Source organism: Streptomyces sp. NPDC005803 (assembly GCF_040630435.1).
GTDB lineage: Bacteria > Actinomycetota > Actinomycetes > Streptomycetales > Streptomycetaceae > Streptomyces.
Window position 1 is genome coordinate 203,087 of sequence record NZ_JBEXXO010000012.1, and the last position, 20,835, is coordinate 223,921.

General features: G+C 72.1%; 18 protein-coding genes. 16 read left to right on the forward strand and 2 right to left on the reverse strand.

The window, feature by feature from the left end; genetic code table 11:
- Window positions 1-5: 5 nt before the first annotated feature.
- From ABZ454_RS19175 to ABZ454_RS19210, 8 genes are all read left to right on the forward strand, one after another.
- Window positions 6-1,115 carry a quinone-dependent dihydroorotate dehydrogenase gene (locus ABZ454_RS19175; protein ID WP_359539350.1) on the forward strand — a complete coding sequence of 370 codons (1,110 nt, stop codon included), beginning with the start codon at window positions 6-8 and terminating at the stop codon, window positions 1,113-1,115.
- Window positions 1,112-1,951: an orotidine-5'-phosphate decarboxylase gene (pyrF, locus tag ABZ454_RS19180; protein WP_356322766.1), complete on the forward strand. Its 840-nt coding sequence runs from the start codon at window positions 1,112-1,114 to the stop codon at window positions 1,949-1,951. The genes ABZ454_RS19175 and pyrF overlap by 4 nt, the downstream gene beginning before the upstream one ends.
- 245 nt (window positions 1,952-2,196) lie before the next feature.
- Window positions 2,197-2,520, forward strand: coding sequence for an integration host factor (locus tag ABZ454_RS19185; RefSeq protein ID WP_018524251.1), 324 nt, complete (start codon window positions 2,197-2,199; stop codon window positions 2,518-2,520).
- Between the two features lie 38 nt (window positions 2,521-2,558).
- Window positions 2,559-3,176 carry a guanylate kinase gene (gene gmk / locus ABZ454_RS19190; RefSeq protein ID WP_356322765.1) on the forward strand — a complete coding sequence of 206 codons (618 nt, stop codon included), beginning with the start codon at window positions 2,559-2,561 and terminating at the stop codon, window positions 3,174-3,176.
- A gap of 80 nt (window positions 3,177-3,256) precedes the next feature.
- Complete coding sequence (gene rpoZ / locus ABZ454_RS19195; RefSeq protein WP_003970369.1) at window positions 3,257-3,529, forward strand: DNA-directed RNA polymerase subunit omega; 273 nt, start codon at window positions 3,257-3,259, stop codon at window positions 3,527-3,529.
- Window positions 3,530-3,675: 146 nt separating this feature from the next.
- The gene (coaBC, locus tag ABZ454_RS19200) at window positions 3,676-4,878 is read left to right on the forward strand and encodes a bifunctional phosphopantothenoylcysteine decarboxylase/phosphopantothenate--cysteine ligase CoaBC (RefSeq protein WP_359539353.1); all 1,203 of its coding nucleotides are present in this window, start codon (window positions 3,676-3,678) and stop codon (window positions 4,876-4,878) included.
- A gap of 240 nt (window positions 4,879-5,118) precedes the next feature.
- Window positions 5,119-6,327 carry a methionine adenosyltransferase gene (metK, locus tag ABZ454_RS19205; RefSeq protein WP_359539354.1) on the forward strand — a complete coding sequence of 403 codons (1,209 nt, stop codon included), beginning with the start codon at window positions 5,119-5,121 and terminating at the stop codon, window positions 6,325-6,327.
- Between the two features lie 215 nt (window positions 6,328-6,542).
- Complete coding sequence (locus ABZ454_RS19210; RefSeq protein WP_359539355.1) at window positions 6,543-8,690, forward strand: primosomal protein N'; 2,148 nt, start codon at window positions 6,543-6,545, stop codon at window positions 8,688-8,690.
- 730 nt (window positions 8,691-9,420) lie between these two features.
- On the opposite strand, the gene ABZ454_RS19215 is transcribed toward ABZ454_RS19210, so the two are convergent.
- Window positions 9,421-9,966, reverse strand: a complete 546-nt coding sequence (locus ABZ454_RS19215) for a hypothetical protein (RefSeq protein WP_359539358.1) — start codon at window positions 9,964-9,966, stop codon at window positions 9,421-9,423.
- Window positions 9,967-10,207: 241 nt separating this feature from the next.
- On the opposite strand from ABZ454_RS19215, the gene fmt reads away from it, so the two are divergent.
- The 4 genes from fmt (at window position 10,208) to ABZ454_RS19235 (ending at window position 14,624) form a co-directional block, all read left to right on the forward strand.
- Complete coding sequence (fmt, locus tag ABZ454_RS19220) at window positions 10,208-11,140, forward strand: methionyl-tRNA formyltransferase (protein WP_359539360.1); 933 nt, start codon at window positions 10,208-10,210, stop codon at window positions 11,138-11,140.
- Window positions 11,141-11,213: 73 nt separating this feature from the next.
- Window positions 11,214-12,647 carry a transcription antitermination factor NusB gene (locus ABZ454_RS19225; protein WP_356318788.1) on the forward strand — a complete coding sequence of 478 codons (1,434 nt, stop codon included), beginning with the start codon at window positions 11,214-11,216 and terminating at the stop codon, window positions 12,645-12,647.
- A gap of 112 nt (window positions 12,648-12,759) precedes the next feature.
- Window positions 12,760-13,443 carry a ribulose-phosphate 3-epimerase gene (gene rpe, locus ABZ454_RS19230; protein ID WP_359539363.1) on the forward strand — a complete coding sequence of 228 codons (684 nt, stop codon included), beginning with the start codon at window positions 12,760-12,762 and terminating at the stop codon, window positions 13,441-13,443.
- A 164-nt stretch (window positions 13,444-13,607) separates the two neighbouring features.
- The gene (locus ABZ454_RS19235; RefSeq protein ID WP_356318845.1) at window positions 13,608-14,624 is read left to right on the forward strand and encodes a sugar-binding domain-containing protein; all 1,017 of its coding nucleotides are present in this window, start codon (window positions 13,608-13,610) and stop codon (window positions 14,622-14,624) included.
- A 72-nt stretch (window positions 14,625-14,696) separates the two neighbouring features.
- Here ABZ454_RS19235 and ABZ454_RS19240 read toward each other — a convergent pair whose 3' ends face one another.
- Window positions 14,697-15,719, reverse strand: a complete 1,023-nt coding sequence (locus ABZ454_RS19240) for a terpene cyclase (protein ID WP_359539364.1) — start codon at window positions 15,717-15,719, stop codon at window positions 14,697-14,699.
- 306 nt (window positions 15,720-16,025) lie between these two features.
- Between ABZ454_RS19240 and ABZ454_RS19245 the strand changes: the two genes are divergently transcribed.
- The 4 genes from ABZ454_RS19245 (at window position 16,026) to ABZ454_RS19260 (ending at window position 20,820) form a co-directional block, all read left to right on the forward strand.
- On the forward strand, window positions 16,026-17,492 hold the full coding sequence (locus ABZ454_RS19245) for a GuaB1 family IMP dehydrogenase-related protein (RefSeq protein WP_356318791.1): 1,467 nt from the start codon (window positions 16,026-16,028) through the stop codon (window positions 17,490-17,492).
- Between the two features lie 196 nt (window positions 17,493-17,688).
- On the forward strand, window positions 17,689-19,146 hold the full coding sequence (locus ABZ454_RS19250; protein WP_356318792.1) for an aldehyde dehydrogenase family protein: 1,458 nt from the start codon (window positions 17,689-17,691) through the stop codon (window positions 19,144-19,146).
- Window positions 19,147-19,303: 157 nt separating this feature from the next.
- Window positions 19,304-19,759: an Lrp/AsnC family transcriptional regulator gene (locus ABZ454_RS19255; protein ID WP_018103925.1), complete on the forward strand. Its 456-nt coding sequence runs from the start codon at window positions 19,304-19,306 to the stop codon at window positions 19,757-19,759.
- A 263-nt stretch (window positions 19,760-20,022) separates the two neighbouring features.
- A complete protein-coding gene (locus tag ABZ454_RS19260; RefSeq protein WP_356318793.1) occupies window positions 20,023-20,820 on the forward strand; it encodes a carbon-nitrogen hydrolase family protein in 798 nt (265 codons plus the stop codon).
- Window positions 20,821-20,835 lie beyond the last annotated feature (15 nt).

Sequence of the window (20,835 nt, forward strand, 5' to 3'; positions counted from 1 at the left end):
CACCGATGTACAAGTTCTTCTTCCAGCTGGTCTTCAAGCGGATGGACCCGGAGGAGGCCCACTACCTGGCCTTCCGCTGGATCCGCCTGGCCGCCCGCACCCCCGTCCTGCGTACCTTCGTCGCGGCCGCGCTCGCCCCCCGCCACAAGGAACTGCGCACCGAGGCGCTCGGCCTGCGGATGCACGGCCCCTTCGGCCTCGCCGCCGGCTTCGACAAGAACGCCATCGCCATCGACGGCATGGCGATGCTCGGTTTCGACCACGTCGAGATCGGCACCGTCACCGGCGAACCGCAGCCCGGAAACCCCAAGAAGCGGCTCTTCCGCCTCGTCGCGGACCGCGCGCTCATCAACCGCATGGGCTTCAACAACGAGGGCTCGGCCGCCGTGGCCGAGCGCCTGGCCGCCCGCAACCCGGTCTTCCGGACCACGGTCGGCGTCAACATCGGCAAGACGAAGACCGTCCCGGAGGCCGACGCGGCCACCGACTACGTGAAGTCGACCGAGCGCCTCGCCGCGCACGCCGACTACCTCGTCGTCAACGTCTCCTCGCCCAACACCCCCGGACTGCGCAACCTCCAGGCCACCGAGTCGCTGCGCCCGCTGCTGACCGCCGTGCGCGAGGCGGCCGACCGGACGGTCACCGCCCGGCGCGTCCCGCTGCTCGTCAAGATCGCCCCCGACCTCGCGGACGAGGACGTCGACGCCGTCGCCGACCTCGCCGTAGAACTGGGCCTCGACGGCATCATCGCCACCAACACCACCATCGCCCGCGAGGGACTGGGGCTGAAGTCCCCGGCCTCCCTGACCGGGGAGACCGGCGGCCTGTCCGGCGCGCCCCTCAAGAAGCGCTCCCTGGAGGTCCTGGGCCGCCTGTACGCGCGGGTGGGCGACCGGATCACCCTGGTCGGGGTCGGCGGCATCGAGAACGCCGAGGACGCCTGGCAGCGCATCCTCGCGGGCGCCACGCTCGTCCAGGGCTACAGCGCCTTCATCTACGAGGGCCCGTTCTACGCCCGCGCGATCCACAAGGGCCTGGCCGCGCGCCTGGCCGCCTCCCCGTACGCCACCCTCGCCGACGCGGTCGGCGCGGAAACCCGGAAGGCCGCGAAATGACCCAGGAACCCTTCGGCGCGCGTCTGCGCCACGCCATGGACACCCGTGGACCGCTCTGTGTCGGCATCGACCCGCACGCCTCCCTGCTGAGCTCCTGGGGTCTGAGCGACGACGTCGCGGGACTGGAGCGCTTCACCCGCACGGTCGTCGAGGCACTGGCCGACCGGGTCGCCGTCCTGAAGCCGCAGTCCGCGTTCTTCGAGAGGTTCGGTTCGCGGGGCGTCGCCGTACTGGAGAAGGCCGTCGAGGAGGCCAGGGCTGCCGGCGCGCTGGTCCTGATGGACGCCAAGCGCGGCGACATCGGCTCCACCATGGGCGCCTACGCCGCGACGTACCTGGACAAGGACTCGCCGCTGTTCTCCGACGCGGTCACGGTCTCGCCGTACCTCGGCTTCGGCTCGCTGCGGCCGGCGCTCGACGCGGCGGCGGTCTCCGGCTCCGGCGTCTTCGTGCTGGCCCTCACCTCCAACCCGGAGGGCGCCGAGGTGCAGCGCGCCACGGCGGCCGACGGCCGCTCGCTGGCCCAGGTGATGCTCGACCACATGGCCGCCGAGAACGAGGGCGCCACCCCGCTCGGCTCGGTCGGCGCGGTCGTCGGCGCGACGCTCGGCGACGCGGGGGCGAACCTCGCGATCAACGGCCCGCTGCTCGCGCCCGGCATCGGCGCCCAGGGCGCGACGCCCGCGGATCTGCCGGGCGTCTTCGGTGACGCGGTCGGCAACGTGGTGCCCAGCGTCAGCCGGGGCGTGCTGCGCCACGGTCCGGACGCGTCAGGGCTGCGCGAAGCCGCCGAGCGGTTCGCGGACGAGGTCCGCGCGGCCCTCTCGGACCGCTGACACTGTCACGTAACAGCCTGTTGACGGAATCCTGACCAAAAAACTCAGGTGTTATGCCAGAAATGTCCTGGTCGGCGCAGGCTGACCAGGACTTTTCGTCTGTTCTCGCTGACTCCGGCGGCCTTGGCCGCTAGTCTCCGTCGAGAGCCAACGAGCACAGGTTGTTCGCGGCTCACCAGGTGAGGGGCGATCCCGCTGCCTCACCGGTCCGTATCCGACAGATCGACATCCGAGGTGACGTAGGCGTGGCTCTTCCGCCCCTTACCCCTGAACAGCGCGCAGCCGCGCTCGAAAAGGCCGCCGCGGCTCGCCGGGAGCGGGCCGAGGTCAAGAATCGACTCAAGCACTCCGGCGCCTCCCTCCACGAGGTCATCAAGTCGGGCCAGGAGAACGACGTCATCGGCAAGATGAAGGTCTCCGCCCTGCTGGAGTCCCTGCCCGGCGTGGGCAAGGTCCGCGCCAAGCAGATCATGGAGCGGCTCGGCATCTCCGAAAGCCGCCGGGTCCGGGGTCTCGGCTCCAACCAGATCGCATCCCTGGAGCGTGAGTTCGGCGGCAGCGCCGCCTGACGGTCTCAGGCACTCCTGAGAACCGGGATAATCGTTCCATGGCTGCAACATCCCGGGGGACGTCCCCCGTACCCCCGGACGTACGTCCGCGGCTGACCGTGCTCTCCGGCCCCTCGGGGGTCGGCAAGAGCACGGTCGTCGCGCATATGCGCAAGGTCCACCCCGAGGTATGGCTCTCGGTGTCGGCGACGACCCGCAAGCCCCGCCCCGGCGAACGCAACGGCGTCCACTACTTCTTCGTGGACAACGAGGAGTTCGACAAGCTGATCGCCAACGGCGAGCTGCTGGAGTGGGCCGAGTTCGCCGGCAACCGCTACGGCACACCGCGCCGCGCCGTGCAGGAGCGGCTGGAGGCCGGTGAGCCGGTGCTCCTGGAGATCGACCTCCAGGGCGCCCGGCTGGTCCGGCAGTCCATGGCCGACGCCCAGCTGGTCTTCCTCGCGCCGCCGAGCTGGGACGAGCTGGTCCGCCGGCTCACCGGCCGCGGCACCGAGGCGCCCGAGGTGATCGAGCGCCGTCTCGGCGCGGCGAAGGTCGAACTGGCCGCCGAATCCGAGTTCGACACGACGCTCGTCAACACCTCCGTCGAGGACGTGGCACGCGAGCTGCTAGCCTTGATGCTGGAGGCTTCCGGCCACCGTGCCGGCGGCGAGTAGCGCACGACACGGGGGCACGGCCACAAAGCCCCTGAGTGTCAAAGATTTCTTTGATCTTCACCCCCTTCGGAAGGCAGAGAGTGTCCTCTTCCATCACCACGCCCGAGGGCATCATCAACCCGCCGATTGATGAGCTCCTCGAAGCAACCGACTCGAAGTACAGCCTCGTGATCTACGCCGCCAAGCGCGCGCGCCAGATCAACGCGTACTACTCGCAGCTCGGTGAGGGACTCCTCGAGTACGTCGGTCCGCTCGTCGACACCCACGTGCACGAGAAGCCGCTCTCGATCGCGCTCCGCGAGATCAACGCGGGCCTGCTCACCTCCGAGGCCATCGAGGGCCCCGCGCAGTAAGCAGGAGAACGCACCTTCACCACAGGCCCGGCGGTCACGACCGCCGGGCCTGTGGTGTGTCCCGGGGCGACGGACCGGCGCCCGCGACGGTGAGGCAGCATGGGGGATGTACGGAGCGCGTACGTATCCGAGTGCGGGGAGACGCAGTGGACAAGCCGAAGGTCGTCCTGGGGGTCAGCGGGGGCATCGCCGCGTACAAGGCGTGCGAGCTGCTGCGCCGGCTGACCGAGTCGGGACACGACGTACGGGTCGTCCCGACCGAGTCGTCGCTCCACTTCGTGGGCGCCGCCACCTGGTCGGCGCTCTCCGGCCACCCCGTCTCCACCGAGGTCTGGAACGACGTCCACGAGGTCCCGCACGTGCGGATCGGACAGCACGCGGACCTCGTCGTCGTCGCCCCCGCCACCGCGGACATGCTGGCCAAGGCGGCGCACGGCCTGGCCGACGACCTGCTCACCAACACCCTGCTCACCGCCCGCTGTCCGGTCGTTTTCGCGCCCGCGATGCACACCGAGATGTGGGAGCACCCGGCCACCCAGGAGAACGTCGCCACCCTGCGGCGCCGGGGCGCCGTGGTCATCGAGCCCGCCGTCGGCCGGCTCACCGGCGTCGACACGGGCAAGGGGCGGCTGCCCGACCCCGCGGAGATCTTCGAGGTCTGCCGCCGCGTCCTGGCCCGCGGCCCCCTCGCCCCCGACCTCGCCGGCCGGCACGTGGTGATCAGCGCGGGCGGCACCCGTGAGCCGCTCGACCCGGTGCGCTACCTCGGCAACCGTTCCTCCGGCAAGCAGGGGTACGCCCTCGCCCGTACCGCCGTCGCCCGCGGCGCCCGGGTCACGCTGGTCGAGGCCAACACCGGTCTGCCCGATCCGTCCGGCGCCGACATCGTCCGCGTCGGCACCGCGGTGCAACTGCGCGAGGCCGTGCTGAAGGCGGCGGCGGACGCCGATGTCGTGGTGATGGCGGCGGCGGTCGCCGACTTCCGCCCGGCCGAGTACATGACGGGCAAGATCAAGAAGAAGGACGGCCAGGAGCCCGCGCCCCTCGCCCTCGTACGCAATCCCGACATCCTCGCCGAGGTGGCGGCCGACCGCGCCGCGCCCGGGCAGGTCGTCGTCGGATTCGCCGCCGAGACCGACGACGTCCTCGCCAACGGGCGGGTGAAGCTCCGCCGCAAGGGCTGCGACCTGCTGGTGGTCAACGAGGTGGGGGAGCGTAAGACCTTCGGCTCGGAGGAGAACGAGGCGGTGGTGCTCGCGGCCGACGGGAGCGAGACGCCGGTGCCCTACGGGCCCAAGGAGGCGCTCGCCGACACGGTCTGGGATCTCGTGGCGGCGCGACTCGGGTGAATTCCGCGTGTCGTCGCCCCGGCCGTCCGAGCCCTTGCGCCACGGGCGCGAACGGTGCGGGAGCGGCGCTCGCGGCACATCCGGGCAGCGGTGTGGCATGTCACAGATCCTCCAAAGGGCGAGACACGTTGTCCGGTAGCCGGAGCCGACCGATAAACTGTGCCGAGGTTCGTACCGGGCGCAGCTCCCGGGCCGTCCGCCAATGATCAGCCAGCAGCCGCTGCAACCCCAGGGAGCGATGTGTCCCGCCGTCTCTTCACCTCGGAGTCCGTCACCGAGGGTCACCCCGACAAGATCGCTGACCAGATCAGCGACACCATTCTCGATGCACTCCTCAGCGAGGACCCGACGTCGCGTGTCGCCGTCGAGACCTTGATCACCACAGGTCTGGTGCATGTTGCGGGTGAGGTCACGACCAAGGCCTACGCCCCGATCGCCCAGCTGGTGCGCGAAAAGATCCTGGAGATCGGCTACGACTCCAGCAAGAAGGGCTTCGACGGCGCCTCCTGCGGCGTCTCGGTGTCCATCGGCGCGCAGTCGCCCGACATCGCGCAGGGCGTCGACAGCGCGTACGAGAAGCGGGTCGAAGGCGACGAGGACGAGCTCGACAAGCAGGGCGCCGGCGACCAGGGCCTCATGTTCGGCTACGCCTGCGACGAGACGCCCGAACTGATGCCGCTGCCGATCCACCTCGCGCACCGGCTGTCGCGCCGTCTGTCCGAGGTCCGCAAGAACGGCACCATCCCGTACCTGCGCCCCGACGGCAAGACCCAGGTCACCATCGAGTACGACGGTGACAAGGCCGTCCGTCTCGACACGGTCGTCGTCTCCTCGCAGCACGCGAGCGACATCGACCTCGACTCGCTGCTCGCTCCCGACATCCGCGAGTTCGTCGTCGAGCACGTCCTGGGCCAGCTCATCGAGGACGGCATCAAGCTCGACACCGAGGGCTACCGCCTGCTGGTCAACCCGACCGGCCGCTTCGAGATCGGCGGCCCGATGGGCGACGCCGGTCTCACCGGCCGCAAGATCATCATCGACACCTACGGCGGCATGGCCCGTCACGGTGGCGGCGCCTTCTCGGGCAAGGACCCGTCGAAGGTGGACCGCAGCGCCGCGTACGCGATGCGCTGGGTCGCCAAGAACGTCGTCGCCGCCGGCCTCGCGGCCCGCTGCGAGGTCCAGGTCGCGTACGCGATCGGCAAGGCCGAGCCCGTCGGCCTGTTCGTCGAGACCTTCGGCACCGCCGCGGTGGAGACCGAGAAGATCGAGCACGCCATCGGTGAGGTCTTCGACCTGCGCCCGGCCGCGATCATCCGCGACCTCGACCTGCTGCGCCCGATCTACGCCCAGACCGCCGCGTACGGACACTTCGGCCGTGAGCTCCCCGACTTCACGTGGGAGCGCACCGACCGCGTGGACGCACTGCGCACGGCCGCGGGCCTCTAGACCCGCGGTCCGCCCCTCCAGGGGCTTCGTACGTACGCGCAGGAGCCCGGATGCCGTCACGGTGTCCGGGCTCCTGCGCGTCCGCGCCCCGGACGGGCCGCCCCGGCCCCGGAGGACCCGCGGCCCCGGCTGTCCCTGTCCGGGGCGGCCCGGGGGCGAGCTCCCCGACGGCCGGCGGGGCCCGGCTGTCAGTGGCGTCTGGTAGGAATTTGGCTGTGAGCAGCGACGACAAGCGGTCCGACGAGCCCGACGCCGGGGCACCGGAACAGCTTGCGCTGATCCGGGAGACCGTACGCCGGGCCAAGGTGCCGCGTGCCAAACCGCGGACCTGGCGCGGGGCGGCGCTCGCCAAGGAGCTTCCCGTCGCCCGCGTGCTGGTCAACAAGGGGGCGCTCCACCTCGACCAGTACTTCGACTACGCCGTGCCCGAAGAGCTCGACGCCGAGGCGCGGCCGGGCGTGCGGGTGCGGGTGCGGTTCGGGGCCGGGGGACGCAACGTCCGGGGAGGGCGCCGCGAGGGCGGCGGGCTCATCGACGGATTCCTGGTCGAACGGCTGGCGGAGTCCGACTACGGCGGGGCGCTGGCCGCGCTGGCCTCCGTCGTCTCACCCGAACCCGTCCTCGGGCCTGAGCTGCTCGCACTCGCACGGGCCGTCGCCGACCGGTACGCGGGCAGCCTCGCCGACGTCCTGCAGCTCGCGGTCCCGCCGAGGAACGCCCGGGCCGAGGCCAAGCCGTCGCCGCAGCCGCTGCCGCCGCCCCCGCCGCCGCCGGCCGGGACCTGGCAGCGGTACGCGCAGGGCCCCGCCTTCCTGTCGGCCCTGGCCGACGGGGGAGCGCCGCGCGCCGTGTGGACCGCGCTGCCGGGACCGCACTGGCCCCAGGAGATCGCCGCTGCCGTCGCCGCGACCCTCGCCTCGGGACGCGGCGCGCTGGTCGTCGTCCCCGACGGGCGGACCGCCGGGCGGGTCGACGCCGCCCTGACCGGACTGCTCGGTGAGGGCAGGCACGCCCTGCTGACGGCCGGTTCGGGGCCCGAGAAGCGCTACCGGGAGTGGCTCGCCGTGAGCCGCGGATCCGTCCGGGCGGTCGTCGGGACCCGGTCCGCGATGTTCGCCCCCGTCGCCGACCTCGGCCTGGTGGCGGTCTGGGACGACGGGGACTCCAGCCACAGCGACGACAACGCGCCCTTCCCGCACGTCCGCGAGGTGCTGGAGCTGCGGGCCGCGCACGGCCGGTGCGCCTTCCTGCTCGGCGGCACGAGCTGCACCGTGGAGGCCGCGCAACTGGTCGAGAGCGGCTGGGCGCTGCCGCTGCGCGCCGACCGGGAACAGCTGCGGATCGCGGCGCCCCTGGTCCGCACCGTCGGCGACGGCGAACTCGCCCGGGACGGAGCCGCCCGGGCCGCCCGGCTGCCGAGCCTGGCCTGGCAGACCGTGCGGGACGGGCTGCGCACCGGTCCGGTGCTGGTGCAGGTGCCGCGCCGCGGCTACGCGCCCCGGCTCGCCTGCGAGCGCTGCCGGGAGCCCGCGCGGTGCCGGCACTGCGCCGGACCGCTGGAGGCGCCCGACCAGCAGGATCTGAACTGCACCTGGTGCGGGCGGGCCGAGACGTCCTGGCACTGCGTCGCCTGCGGTTCCCGCCGGCTGCGGGCCCAGATCGTCGGCGCCCGCCGGACCGCGGAGGAGCTCGGCCGGGCCTTCCCCGCCGTGCCGGTGCGTACCTCGGGCCGGGATCACATCCTGGAGGCCGTGCCCGATCAGCCCGCGCTGGTGGTCAGCACCCCGGGCGCCGAGCCGGTCGCGGAGGGCGGCTACGCGGCGGCCCTGCTGCTGGACGGCTGGGCGATGGTCGGCCGCCCCGACCTGCGGGCCGGTGAGGAGGCGCTGCGCCGCTGGACGGCCGCTGCCGCGCTGGTCCGCGGGCAGCCGGAGGGCGGCACGGTGGTGATCGTCGCCGAGCCGACGCTGCGGCCCGTACAGGCCCTGGTGCGCTGGGACCCGGTCGGACACGCCCGGCGTGAGCTCGCGGAACGGGCCGAGCTGGGCTTTCCCCCGGTGTCCCGGATGGCATCGGTGACGGGGACGCCGGAGGCGCTCGCCGCGTTCCTCGCCGCCGCAGCGCTTCCCCCCGACGCCGAGGTGCTCGGTCCGGTGCCGGTCCCGGGGGGCGAGCCCGGACGTCCCCGCCGGCCCTCCGACCCGCCGGTGGGCGAGGCCTGGGAGCGCGCCCTGATCAGGGTGCCGCCGGGCAGCGGGGCGGCGCTGGCGGCCGCGCTGAAGGCTGCACAGGCCGCGCGGATGTCCCGTGGGGGCGGCGGGGGCGCGGTACGGATCAGGGTGGACCCGCCTGACATCGGGTAACGGCCGGCTGCGCTGCCCGGGGGGTCCTCCGGGGTTGCGGTCCCCTCTGTCGTTCGCCCCGGTCCGGGGCGTCCGGGGGGCGGGCCCCCGTTACTCGCCCCGGTCCGAGGCGCGGAGTTCCGTCCTCAATCGCTGGACGGGCTCGGTTGGTGCGGGTGCTCCGCGGGGTGGCGGGGTGCGGTGGTCCGGGGCGCGGGCCCCTGTTGTTCGCCCCGGTCCGGGCGCGGGGTTCCGTCCTCAATCGCCGGACGGGCTTGGGTGGTGCGGCTTGCTCCGTGGGGTGTGCCGTTGCCCGGTGGGTGGGGGTCCGGGGGCCCTCCGGGGCGTCTCCTCGGACGACGAACGTTCTGCGGGTACGTAGCGGACCCGGGTATCTGTTCGTCGTCCTGCGGGGACTCCCCTGCACGCCCCCGAACCCAGCCGTCTCGCGGCTGCGACAGCCATCGGACTGATCCGCAGACGCGACTGATGCCGGGTGGGGGCGTGCAGGGCAGTCCCCGCAGAAAATGGCGTACGACCCGGGTCCCCGTGCGTCGTCGGGTGCACACGCCATTTTTGAGGAGTCTGCCCGGAGGGCCCCCACCCCCACCCACCGGACAGAAGCGCCCCGCAGGGAACCCCGCGGGGAACCCGCACAATGCAGCCCGTCCGGCGATTGAGGACGGAACCCCGCACCGAAGCGGACCCGCACCGGCCGGCCCCGGCGCAGGTGTGCGGGGCCCGGGGAGGGTCAGCCGTTGCGCGGTCCCGGGAAGGCGCCGGGGCGCAGGTCCTCCCGCAGCGGCGGGCGGTCCGAAGACGGCTGCGGCGGCATCGAGCGCGCGGCCGGGACGGTGGGCAGCGCGGAAGCCGGGGTTCCGGGCGCCACCGGCACCGGACGCTGGGCCACCACGTCGGCCGGGCTCTCGGCCGGTGCCGGCTGGGGAGCGGCGCGCCGTGCGCCGTAGCGGCGGTGGACCGCCTGCTTGGTGACTCCGAGCGCGGAGCCCACCGCGTCCCAGGAGAAGCCCAGCGAACGGTCGAAGTCCACCGCCGCCGTGACCAGGGTCTCGACGCTGTCCCGCAGTTCCTGGGCCAGCCTGACGGTGGGGGCCGGGGCCCTGCCGTAGACGACGAAGCCCGCGGACGGGCCGGAGCGGCGCGGACGGTAGACGTTGCCCAGCTGCGCGGTGAGTGTGCGCAGTGCGTCCACCTGCCGCCGGACCCGCTCGATGTCCCGCACCAGAAGATGCAAGCTGGCCCGCGCTTGGGCGTCGTGGGTTGCGTGGTCGGCCATGAAGAAGCCTCTCGAACCGGCGTTGAAAGGGATCGGGCCGCACCAGAGCGGCTCGCTTCGGTCAATCTCTCTTGACCAACGCCTCACCGGGCGATCTGGTCACGCTCCGGGGGCGCATGCGCACAAGCGAGGGGCGCGTGTCCGCGCGTACGCCCCCCAGCCCCCCGCCGGCCCCCGGACCCATAGACTTGTGCGTTGCTCGTCACCGTAACGTTTCGGCCTGAGAGGCAGTCAGCCACCCATGAAGCTCGTCTTCGCAGGCACCCCCGAGGTAGCCGTACCCGCACTGGACGCCCTGATCGCCTCCGGTCGCCATGAGGTCGCGGCGGTCGTGACCAGGCCCGACGCGCCCGCGGGGCGCGGTCGCCGGCTGGTGGCCAGTCCCGTGGCCGAGCGGGCCGAGGAGGCCGGCATCGAGGTGCTCAAGCCGGCCAGGCCCCGGGACGAGGAGTTCCTGGCGCGGCTGCGGGAGATCGCGCCGGACTGCTGCCCCGTCGTCGCCTACGGGGCGCTGCTGCCCAAGACCGCCCTCGACGTCCCCGCCCGAGGCTGGGTCAACCTCCACTTCTCGCTGCTGCCCGCCTGGCGCGGCGCCGCGCCCGTCCAGCACGCCGTCATGGCCGGCGACGAGGTGACGGGGGCCTCGACGTTCCTCATCGAGGAGGGGCTCGACTCCGGACCGGTCTACGGCGTCCTCACCGAAGAGGTGCGGCCCACCGACACCAGTGGTGATCTGCTGACCCGGCTGGCCTTCGCCGGTGCCGGGCTGCTCGCCGCGACGATGGACGGCATCGAGGACGGCACCCTGCACGCCGTGCCGCAGCCCGCCGAGGGCATCACCCTCGCCCCTAAGATCACCGTCGAGGACGCCCGGGTCGAGTGGTCGGCCCCCGCCCTGCGCGTCGACCGGGTGGTCCGGGGCTGCACCCCGGCCCCCGGCGCGTGGACGCTGTTCCGCGGCGAGCGCCTCAAGCTGATCCAGGCCGTGCCCGTCGTGGACCGGGCCGATCTGGCGCCCGGCGAGCTGTCCGCCGCCAAGAACAACGTGTACGTGGGCACCGGGTCCCACGCGGTCGAGCTGCTCTGGGTCCAGCCGCAGGGCAAGAAGCCGATGCGCGCCGCGGACTGGGCGCGCGGGGTGCGCATCGTCCACGGCGAGCTCCTGGGCAGCTGAAGGACCGGCGGGCCGGGCCGGGGACGTAGGCTGGGAGGGTTCGCCCCCTCACCATCAGCGGAGCACCTTTCACGTGAACGACCAGCCGCGTCGCCGTCCCGCCAAGCCGCACCGCCGCCCGCAGAAGGACCCGGTCCGGTTCCTCGCCTTCGAAGCCCTCAGGGCCGTCGACGAACGCGACGCGTACGCCAACCTCGTCCTTCCCCCGCTGCTGAAGAAGGCCCGCGCCAAGGGAGACTTCGACCACCGCGACGCGGCGCTGGCGACCGAGCTGGTCTACGGGACGCTGCGCCGCCAGGGCACGTACGACGCGATCGTCGCCGCCTGCATCGACCGGCCGCTGCGCGAGGTCGACCCGCCCGTGCTGGACGTGCTGAACATGGGCGTGCACCAGTTGCTGGGCACCCGCATCCCGACCCACGCCGCGGTCTCCGCGAGCGTGGAGCTGGCCCGGGTGGTGCTCGGCGAGGGACGCGCCAAGTTCGTCAACGCCGTCCTGCGTAAGGTGTCCGCCGACGACCTCGACGGCTGGGTCGCGAAGGTCGCTCCCTCGTACGAGGACGACGCCGAGGACCACCTCGCGATCGTGCACTCGCATCCGCGGTGGGTCGTCTCCGCTCTCTGGGACGCGCTCGGCGGCGGCCGCGCGGGGATCGAGGACCTGCTCGAAGCCGACAACGAGCGGCCCGAGGTCACCCTGGTCGCCCGCCCCGGACGCTCCACCACCGAGGAACTGCTCGACGCCCTCGGCGAGGAGAGCGGCCTGCCGGGCCGCTGGTCCCCCTACGCCGTACGGATGGCCGAGGGCGGCGAGCCCGGCGCCCTGACCGCCGTGCAGGAGGGCCGGGCCGGTGTCCAGGACGAGGGCAGCCAGCTCGTCGCCGCCGCTCTCGCCAACGCCCCGCTGGAAGGCGGCGACACCCGCTGGCTCGACGGCTGTGCGGGTCCCGGCGGCAAGGCCGCCCTGCTCGCCGCCCTCGCCGCCGGCCGGGGCGCCGCGCTGATCGCCGCCGAGAAGCAGCCGCACCGGGCCCGCCTCGTCGAGCGTTCGCTGGCCGGCAACCCCGGCCCGTACCAGGTGATCACCGCCGACGGCACCCGCCCGCCGTGGCTCCCCGACACCTTCGACCGCATCCTGATGGACGTCCCGTGCTCGGGACTCGGTGCGCTGCGCCGCCGGCCGGAGGCCCGCTGGCGCCGGCGCAAGGAGGATCTGGAGAGCTTCGCGCCCCTCCAGCGCGGACTGCTGCGCGAGGCGCTGAAGGCCGTACGGATCGGCGGTGTCGTCGGATACGCGACGTGCTCGCCGCACCTGGCGGAGACCCGGGTGGTCGTCGAGGACGTGCTCAAGGGCCGCGGCGGCGCACCCGTCGAGGCCGAGTGGGTGGACGCCCGCCCGCTGATGCCCGGGGTGCCCGCACTGGGAGACGGACCGGACGTCCAGCTCTGGCCGCATCTGCACGGCACGGACGCGATGTACCTGGCCTTGCTGCGGCGCACCGGCTGATCATGCCTCTCGGGGGCGAAAACGGCGGGAATGCGCGAACTGTAATGATCCCGTGAGGCTTTGAAGCGCACCGAAGCGGGGAAGTGCCCTGGAACGTGGCAGGCTTGGCCCCATGGCCCAGATCAACCCCAGCATTCTTTCCGCCGACTTCGCACGTCTCGCCGAGGAGGCGCAGGCCGTCGAAGGCGCCGACTGGCTCCATGTCGATGTCATGGACAACCACTTCGTGCCCAATCTGACGCTCGGCGTCCCGATCGTGGAATCGCTCAGCAGGGCCACCAGCACGCCGCTGGACTGCCATCTGATGATCGAGGACGCGGACCGCTGGGCCCCGCAGTACGTCGAGGCCGGCGCGGGTTCCGTCACCTTCCACGTGGAGGCCGCGGCGGCCCCCGTCCGGCTGGCGCGGGAGATCCGGGCCAAGGGCGCCCGCGCGTCCATGGCGCTCAGGCCGGCGACGCCCATCGAGCCGTACGAGGACCTGCTCCCCGAGCTCGACATGCTGCTGATCATGACGGTGGAGCCGGGCTTCGGAGGCCAGGCGTTCCTCGACATCATGCTGCCGAAGATCCGCCGTACCCGTGAGCTGATCTCCAAGCACGGACTCGAACTGTGGCTCCAGGTCGACGGCGGCGTCTCCGAGTCCACGATCGAACGGTGCGCGGAGGCGGGGGCGGACGTCTTCGTCGCGGGTTCCGCCGTGTACGGAGCGCAGGACCCGGCCGCGGCCGTCCGCGCCCTGCGCGACAAGGCCGACGGGGCCATCGCCTCGGCGGGGTGGGCGTGCGGCCACTGAGGCCGATGCCGGCGCAGGCACCCGCTCCGGTCCCCGATCGCAAGTCGGCCGGGCCAAGTGCAGATGAACGCGGTCCGACGGGACCGATCAAGGATCGCCGTATCTGACAGGATGAACGGCGTATCGAGAGCGTGAACAGCAGTGAGGAGAACGCGGTGTCTGCAATGTCGGCGGGCCGGTCCGCCCTGCGGATGGGGCCCGCGGAGCTGGTGCAGGCGGCGGCCATGGCCCGCCGCTTCTACCTCGAGGGCAAATCCAAGATCCAGATCGCCGAGGAGTTCGGCGTCAGCCGCTTCAAGGTGGCCAGGGTCCTGGAGACGGCCCTGGAACGTGACCTCGTACGGATCGAGATCCGCGTGCCCGCGGAGCTGGACGCCGAGCGTTCGGACGCGCTCCGCGCCCGCTACGGGCTCCGCCACGCGGTCGTGGTCGAATCCCCGGCGGAGGAGCAGGACGACGCCGCCGACCCGGAGAACCTGGGCGAGGTCGCGGCCGACCTCCTCGGCGAACTGGTGAACGAGGGCGATGTGCTCGGGCTCGCCTGGGGGCGGTCCACCATCCACATGGCCGCGGCCCTCGACCGGCTGCCGCCGTGCACGGTCGTGCAGCTCACCGGGGTGTACGACGCGGGCACGGCCGAACGCGGCTCGGTCGAGGCCGTGCGGCGGGCCGCACAGGTGTCCGGCGGCGAGGCCCATCCGATCTACGCGCCGATGCTGCTGCCCGACCCGGCGACGGCCGCCGCGCTGCGCCATCAGACGGGCATCGCGCGAGCCTTCGAGTACTTCGACAAGGTGACGGTCGCGGCCGTCTCCATCGGCTCCTGGGAGCCCGGCATCTCCACGGTCCACGACATGCTCACCGACGCGGAGCGCGAGCACTACGCCTCACTCGGCGTGGCCGCCGAGATGTCGGCGCACCTCTTCGACGCCGACGGGCGGAGGGTCGGCCGCGACCTCGGCGAGCGCTGCATCACGGTGGAGGCTGACCGGCTGCGCCGCATCCCCGAGGTGGTGGCGATCGCCGGCGGCCAGCGCAAGGCCGCGGCGATCGGAGCGGTGCTGCGGTCCGGTCTCGTCACCAGTCTGGTGACCGACACCGCGGCGGCCGACTACCTGCTCACGGACTCGGCCGCGCCGCGCCGTCCCGCGCTGGAGCGGGCCGACCCGGACGGGGACTGAACCGGAAGGCGACGGAAGGGGCGGGCGGTGTCCTCACCGCCCGCCCCTTCCGTCCGTTGCGCGGGGCTCCGCTCAGTCCTGCCGGACGCCCAGGACCGTCGCCTCCAGATACTGCTCCGGCTCCTCGTACTGGCTGACGTCGGCCGGGTTGTAGCGCGGCGTCTGCCGGGACCAGTCGAGGTTGCCCCGCATCCAGCTCCGCATCCCGTCCAGATACGGCTCCAGCATCCACGCGAGCTGGGGGTAGGCGGCCAGCAGTTCGGCCTCCGCGGTCAGGAAGCGCTCGGTCTCCGTGGCGATCTCCGCGCAGACGTGTTCCAGCGCCTCCCGCTTGCCGAGACCGCGGTGGTGCCGGACGAGGTGGACCAGGTTGTGGATCTCGCCGAGCACCTGCTCCTTCTCGTACGAGTAGACGTCATTGGCCCAGCACACCACGTTGCACGAGGCTTCGAGCGCGGTGATGAAGCGCGGGTCGTTGTGGATCGACTCGGGCGCCTCGATGCCGGCCACGATCTCTATCAGGTCCATGCAGACGTGTATCGCGCCCGTGTGGCGGCGCTTTTCGATGTACGTCTCCTCGGACGGGACCACGCCGTTCGCGCGGTTCCCGGCCTCCCAGGTGGTGGCCGTGGTGAGGTACGTGATCAGGTGCCAGGCGAAGCGCCGCCGCCAGGGCGCCGCGGCGGCGGGCGTCGTGCGTTCCCACAGGTCGACGAGGGCGACGACCGCGGCCGGCAGCCTCTCGTTCGCCAGGGTGCCCGTGCCGCTGCCCTCGACCACGGACTGCATCAGGGCGACGACGTCCCGTACGCGCTCCGGGCTGCGGCCCAGGTGTCCGTCGTCCAGCTGGTCGTCGACCAGAAACAGCCAGACGAACCAGTCGGCGACGAGGTCCAGGTTCTTGCTGTCGGCGGTCGGGTAGACCATGCCGACGAAGGCTCCGAAGTCCGCCTGCTCGAAGCGGTCCCTGGCCGAATCCCGGTGCACCAGGCCGGTGTTGCGGGTCCAGCTGTCGAGGTGTTCCCTTACGTGCCCGACGTGCGGGTTCGTCCGCTGGGGGAACGGGCAGTAGATGTCCGGCAGTTCGCTCTCCACGGGCGGGTCGTGCTCCTCTCCGGTCGCAAGGATGGCGGGAGTTGTGACCGCTCCGCCTGATGCTCAGGGGTATCGGGTGACCCGCGGGACCTGCGCGTTTGAAGCTACCTGACCCCCAGTCACCAGGTCCAGGGAAGATGATCACGAATGATCCGGATGCCCGTCGGGTAAGGTCCGTGGGTAAGGCAGGTTCCACTTGCCCGGGACTCCCGATCCTGTTCCTCGGAGGAACATACGAAGGCGGGAGTCGTTTGCTGTGTCTTCGGGGCAACGACCTGCGCCATTTCGTATGAAAAAATGAGTGTTATGCGTTTTCTTGAGCCCGGCACCGGTCGATACACAGAGCAGCCCGCCGTCCCGTACGACCTCACGTACGACGACGTCTTCATGGTTCCGGGCAGGTCGGCGGTCGGATCCCGCCAGGGGGTCGACCTGTCCTCGCCCGACGGCACCGGCACCACCATCCCGCTCGTCGTCGCGAACATGACGGCCATCGCGGGCCGCCGGATGGCCGAAACCATCGCCCGCCGCGGTGGGCTCGTCGTCATCCCGCAGGACATCCCGATCGAGGTCGTCACCGAGGTCATCAGCTGGGTGAAAACGCGCCACCTCGTGCTCGACACCCCCATCGTGCTGGCGCCCGGCCAGACGGTCGCCGACGCCCTGTCCCTGTTGCACAAGCGCGCCCACGGCGCCGGGGTCGTCGTCGACGGCGACCGGCGTCCCGTCGGTGTGGTCACCGACCACGACCTGACGGGCGTCGACCGCTTCACCCAGCTCTCCGAGGTCATGTCCAAGGACCTGGTGCTGCTCGACGCGGACATCGACCCGCGCGACGCCTTCAACAAGCTCGACGGCGCCAACCGCAAGCTCGCCCCCGCGGTCGACGCGGACGGCCGGCTCGTCGGCATCCTCACCCGTAAGGCCGCACTGCGCGCCACGCTCTACACGCCCGCCACCGACGCGGCGGGCAGGCTGCGCATCGCGGCCGCCGTCGGGATCAACGGCGACGTGGCGGGCAAGGCCAAGCAGCTCCTGGACGCCGGCGCCGACACCCTGGTCGTCGACACCGCGCACGGTCACCAGGAGTCCATGATCAGCGCGGTGCGGGCCGTCCGGGCACTGGACCCCCAGGTGCCGATCGTCGCCGGCAACATCGTCGCCGCCGAGGGCGTGCGTGATCTCATCGAGGCCGGCGCCGACATCATCAAGGTCGGGGTCGGACCCGGCGCCATGTGCACCACCCGGATGATGACCGGCGTGGGCCGGCCCCAGTTCTCCGCCGTCCTGGAGTGCGCCGCCGAGGCGAAGAAGCACGGCAAGCACGTGTGGGCCGACGGCGGCGTCCGCCATCCGCGCGACGTGGCCATGGCGCTCGCCGCCGGCGCCTCCAACGTGATGATCGGCTCCTGGTTCGCGGGGACGTACGAGTCGCCCGGCGACCTCCAGCAGTCCGCCGACGGACGCTTCTACAAGGAGTCCTTCGGCATGGCGTCCGCGCGTGCCGTGAAGAACCGCACGTCCGACGAGTCGGCGTACGACCGGGCCCGCAAGGCGCTCTTCGAGGAGGGCATCTCCACCTCGCGGATGTTCCTGGACCCGGCGCGCCCCGGCGTCGAGGACCTGGTCGACTCGATCATCGCGGGTGTCCGCTCCTCCTGCACCTACGCCGGCGCCGGCTCCCTCGCGGAGTTCGCCGAGAAGGCCGTCGTCGGGGTGCAGAGCGCCGCCGGATACGCGGAGGGCAAGGCGCTGCACGCCAGCTGGAGCTGATCCCGCGCCCTCGCACCGACCGTGCCCCTTCCGGCTGTCCGCGCCGGGAGGGGCACCGGCGTTCTCCGGGCGTCCGAGGGGTGGAACATGGCTGGAAACCGTGCTCGGGACGGGGCCGAGATCCATACCAACTCTGTTGAAAGATAAGTAATATGAATCCCAATCAGCTGCCCGTCACTCTGCTGTAAGGGATCACATGTCCTTCTTCACCGACCTGGCCCACCAGTACATCGACGGACAGTGGAGGCCGGGCAAGGGGGCCTGGGACATCATCGACTTCAACCCGTTCGACGGGGAGAAGCTCGCCTCCATCACGGTCGCCACGGCCGACGAGGTGGACCAGGCCTACCGCGCGGCCGAGACCGCTCAGCAGGCGTGGGCGGACACCAACCCGTACGCCCGGCGAGCGGTGCTGGAGAAGGCCCTGCGGATCGTCGAGGAGCGCGAGGAGGAGATCGGCGACGCGATCGTCGCCGAGCTCGGCGGCACCCGGCTGAAGGCGGCCTTCGAACTGCACCTGGCGAAGGAGTTCCTGCGCGAGGCGAGCCGGCTCGCGCTGCGCTCCACCGGGCAGATCCTGCCCTCGCCGACCCCGGGCAAGGAGAACCGCGTCTACCGCGTGCCGGTCGGCGTGGTCGGGGTCATCAGCCCCTTCAACTTCCCCTTCCTGCTGTCCCTGAAGTCGGTGGCGCCGGCCCTGGCGCTGGGCAACGGCGTGGTGCTCAAGCCGCACCAGAACACCCCGGTCTGCGGGGGCACCCTGGTGGCCAAGGTGTTCGAGGACGCCGGACTGCCGGCCGGTCTGCTGAACGTCGTCGTCACCGACATCGCGGAGATCGGTGACGCGCTGCTGGAGCACCCCATACCGCAGGTCATCTCCTTCACCGGTTCGGACAAGGTCGGACGGCACGTCGCGACGGTGTGCGCGGCGAACCTCAAGCGCTCCGTGCTCGAACTCGGCGGCAACAGCGCGCTGATCGTGCTCGACGACGCCGACGTGGACTACGCCGTCGACGCGGCCGTGTTCAGCCGGTACGTGCACCAGGGGCAGGTCTGCATGGCCGCCAACCGGATCCTCGTCGACCGGGCGGTGGAGCAGGAGTTCACCGAGAAGTTCGTCGCGAAGGTCGCCTCCCTGCGGGTCGGGGACCCGGCCGACCCGGCGACGCAGATCGGCCCGCTGATCAACTCGACGCAGGCGGAGGCCATCGCCGCCCTCGTCGACCAGACCGTCGAGGCCGGCGCGACGGCGCTGCTGCACGGACGGGCCGAAGGGAACGTGGTCAGCCCCTCCGTCCTCACCGGGCTGCCCGCCGATTCCCCCGTGCTGTCCCAGGAGATCTTCGGCCCGGTCGCCCTCCTCGTGCCGTTCGACGGCGAGGACGAAGCGGTCCGGATCGCCAACGACACCCCGTACGGGCTGAGCGGCGCCGTGCACACCGGCAACATCGAGCGCGGCGTCCGCGTCGGGCAGCGCATCCGCACCGGCATGATCCACATCAACGACGGGACCGTCCACGACGAGCCCATCGTCCCCTTCGGCGGCGAGAAGAACTCCGGGCTCGGACGGCTGAACGGCGACTCCATGCTGGAGGCCTTCACCACCCAGAAGTGGATCTCCGTCCAGCACGGCCGCTCGCAGTTCCCCTTCTGATCCCCCTCCGACCCCTCGCGACCCGGCACCACCCGCGCTGAGCGCGCCCCGCGGGGCGGGCCCGTGGTCTACTTCCGGGGGCGGCACCGCCGCCCCCGGAACAGCCGCGCCCCGGCCCCACCAGGCCTCGCCATCGCAGAGAAGTGACCCGTACGACGTGCGACTGAACGACCTCGACGAACGCATCGTCCACGCCCTCGCCGAAGATGCCCGCCGCTCCTACGCCGACATCGGCTCGATCATCGGTCTGTCCGCACCCGCGGTGAAGCGCCGCGTGGACCGGCTGCGCGCCGAGGGGGCGATCACCGGGTTCACCGTGCGGGTGGACCCGGCGGCGCTCGGCTGGGAGACCGAGGGGTACATCGAGATCTACTGCAGCCGCAACACCTCCCCGGAGTCCATCAAGCAGGGGCTGGCCCGCTATCCGGAGGTCGCCTCGGCGTCCACGGTGACGGGTGACGCGGACGCGCTCGTCCAGGTCTTCGCCGCCGACATGCGCCACTTCGAGCAGGTGCTGGAGCGCATCGCGGGCGAGCCGTACGTCGAGCGGACGAAGTCCGTGCTGGTCCTCTCGCCGCTGCTGCGGCGGTATTCGTCGGGATCACCGGGGTAGCGCCGGCTGTCCGCGCAGCGGGGCGCGACCGTCGGCCGGTGGCGCAGGGGCGGCCGGGTCCTGCCGCGGTGGTCCTGTCGTCGAACGCCGGACGGCCCGGATTCGCGCTGGGTCCGCCCCCCTCACGCAACGAATCGCCGCGACCGCGCGATCGGACGCAACGGATCGGCGGTCGGTGCGCAACGCTCGCGCCTTGTCCGGGGGGAATCGCGGAACGTACCGTCAATACGTCCCCGCCCCGCCCGTATCGTCCGAGGTCAGCCATGCCGCCGTTGCGCACCGCCCTGCTCCAGAGCTCCGGATGTCCGGGCTCGGTGGCCCGGAACATCGAGGTGCTGGAGAGCGCCGCGAGCCGCGCCGCCGCGAGCGGCGCCCGGCTGCTGGTCTGTCCCGAGATGTTCCTGACCGGATACGCGATCGGGGACGACGTGCCCCTGCTGGCCGAGGCCGCCGACGGGCCCGCGGCCCGGGCCGTCGCCGACATCGCCGTACGGCACGGGATCGCGGTCCACTACGGCTACCCCGAGCGCGACGGCGACGTCCTCTACAACGCCGCGCAGCTGATCGGGCCCGACGGGTCCGCCCTCGCCAACTACCGCAAGACCCACCTCTTCGGCGACTTCGAGGAGCGCTGGTTCGCCCCCGGTGACCTCCCGGTCGTCCAGGCCGAGCTGGACGGCGTCCGCGTCGGGCTGCTGATCTGCTACGACGTCGAGTTCCCGGAGAACGTACGGGCGCACGCCCTGGCCGGCACCGATCTGCTGCTGGTTCCCACCGCGCTGATGCACCCCTATCCGTTCGTCGCGGAGTCCGTCGTCCCGGTCCGCGCCTTCGAGAACCAGATGTACGTCGCCTACGCCAACCGGACCGGCCCTGAGGGGCCCTTCGAGTTCGTCGGACTCAGTGCCCTCGCCGGCCCCGACGGCACGGTCCGCACCCGCGCGGGACGGGGCGAGGAACTCGTCATCGGCGATGTCGACCCCGGCCTGCTGACCGCGTCCCGGGCCGGCAACCCCTACCTCCGCGACCGCCGCCCCGGCCTGTACGGCTCCCTCGTCTGAGCCCGCCGCCCCGCT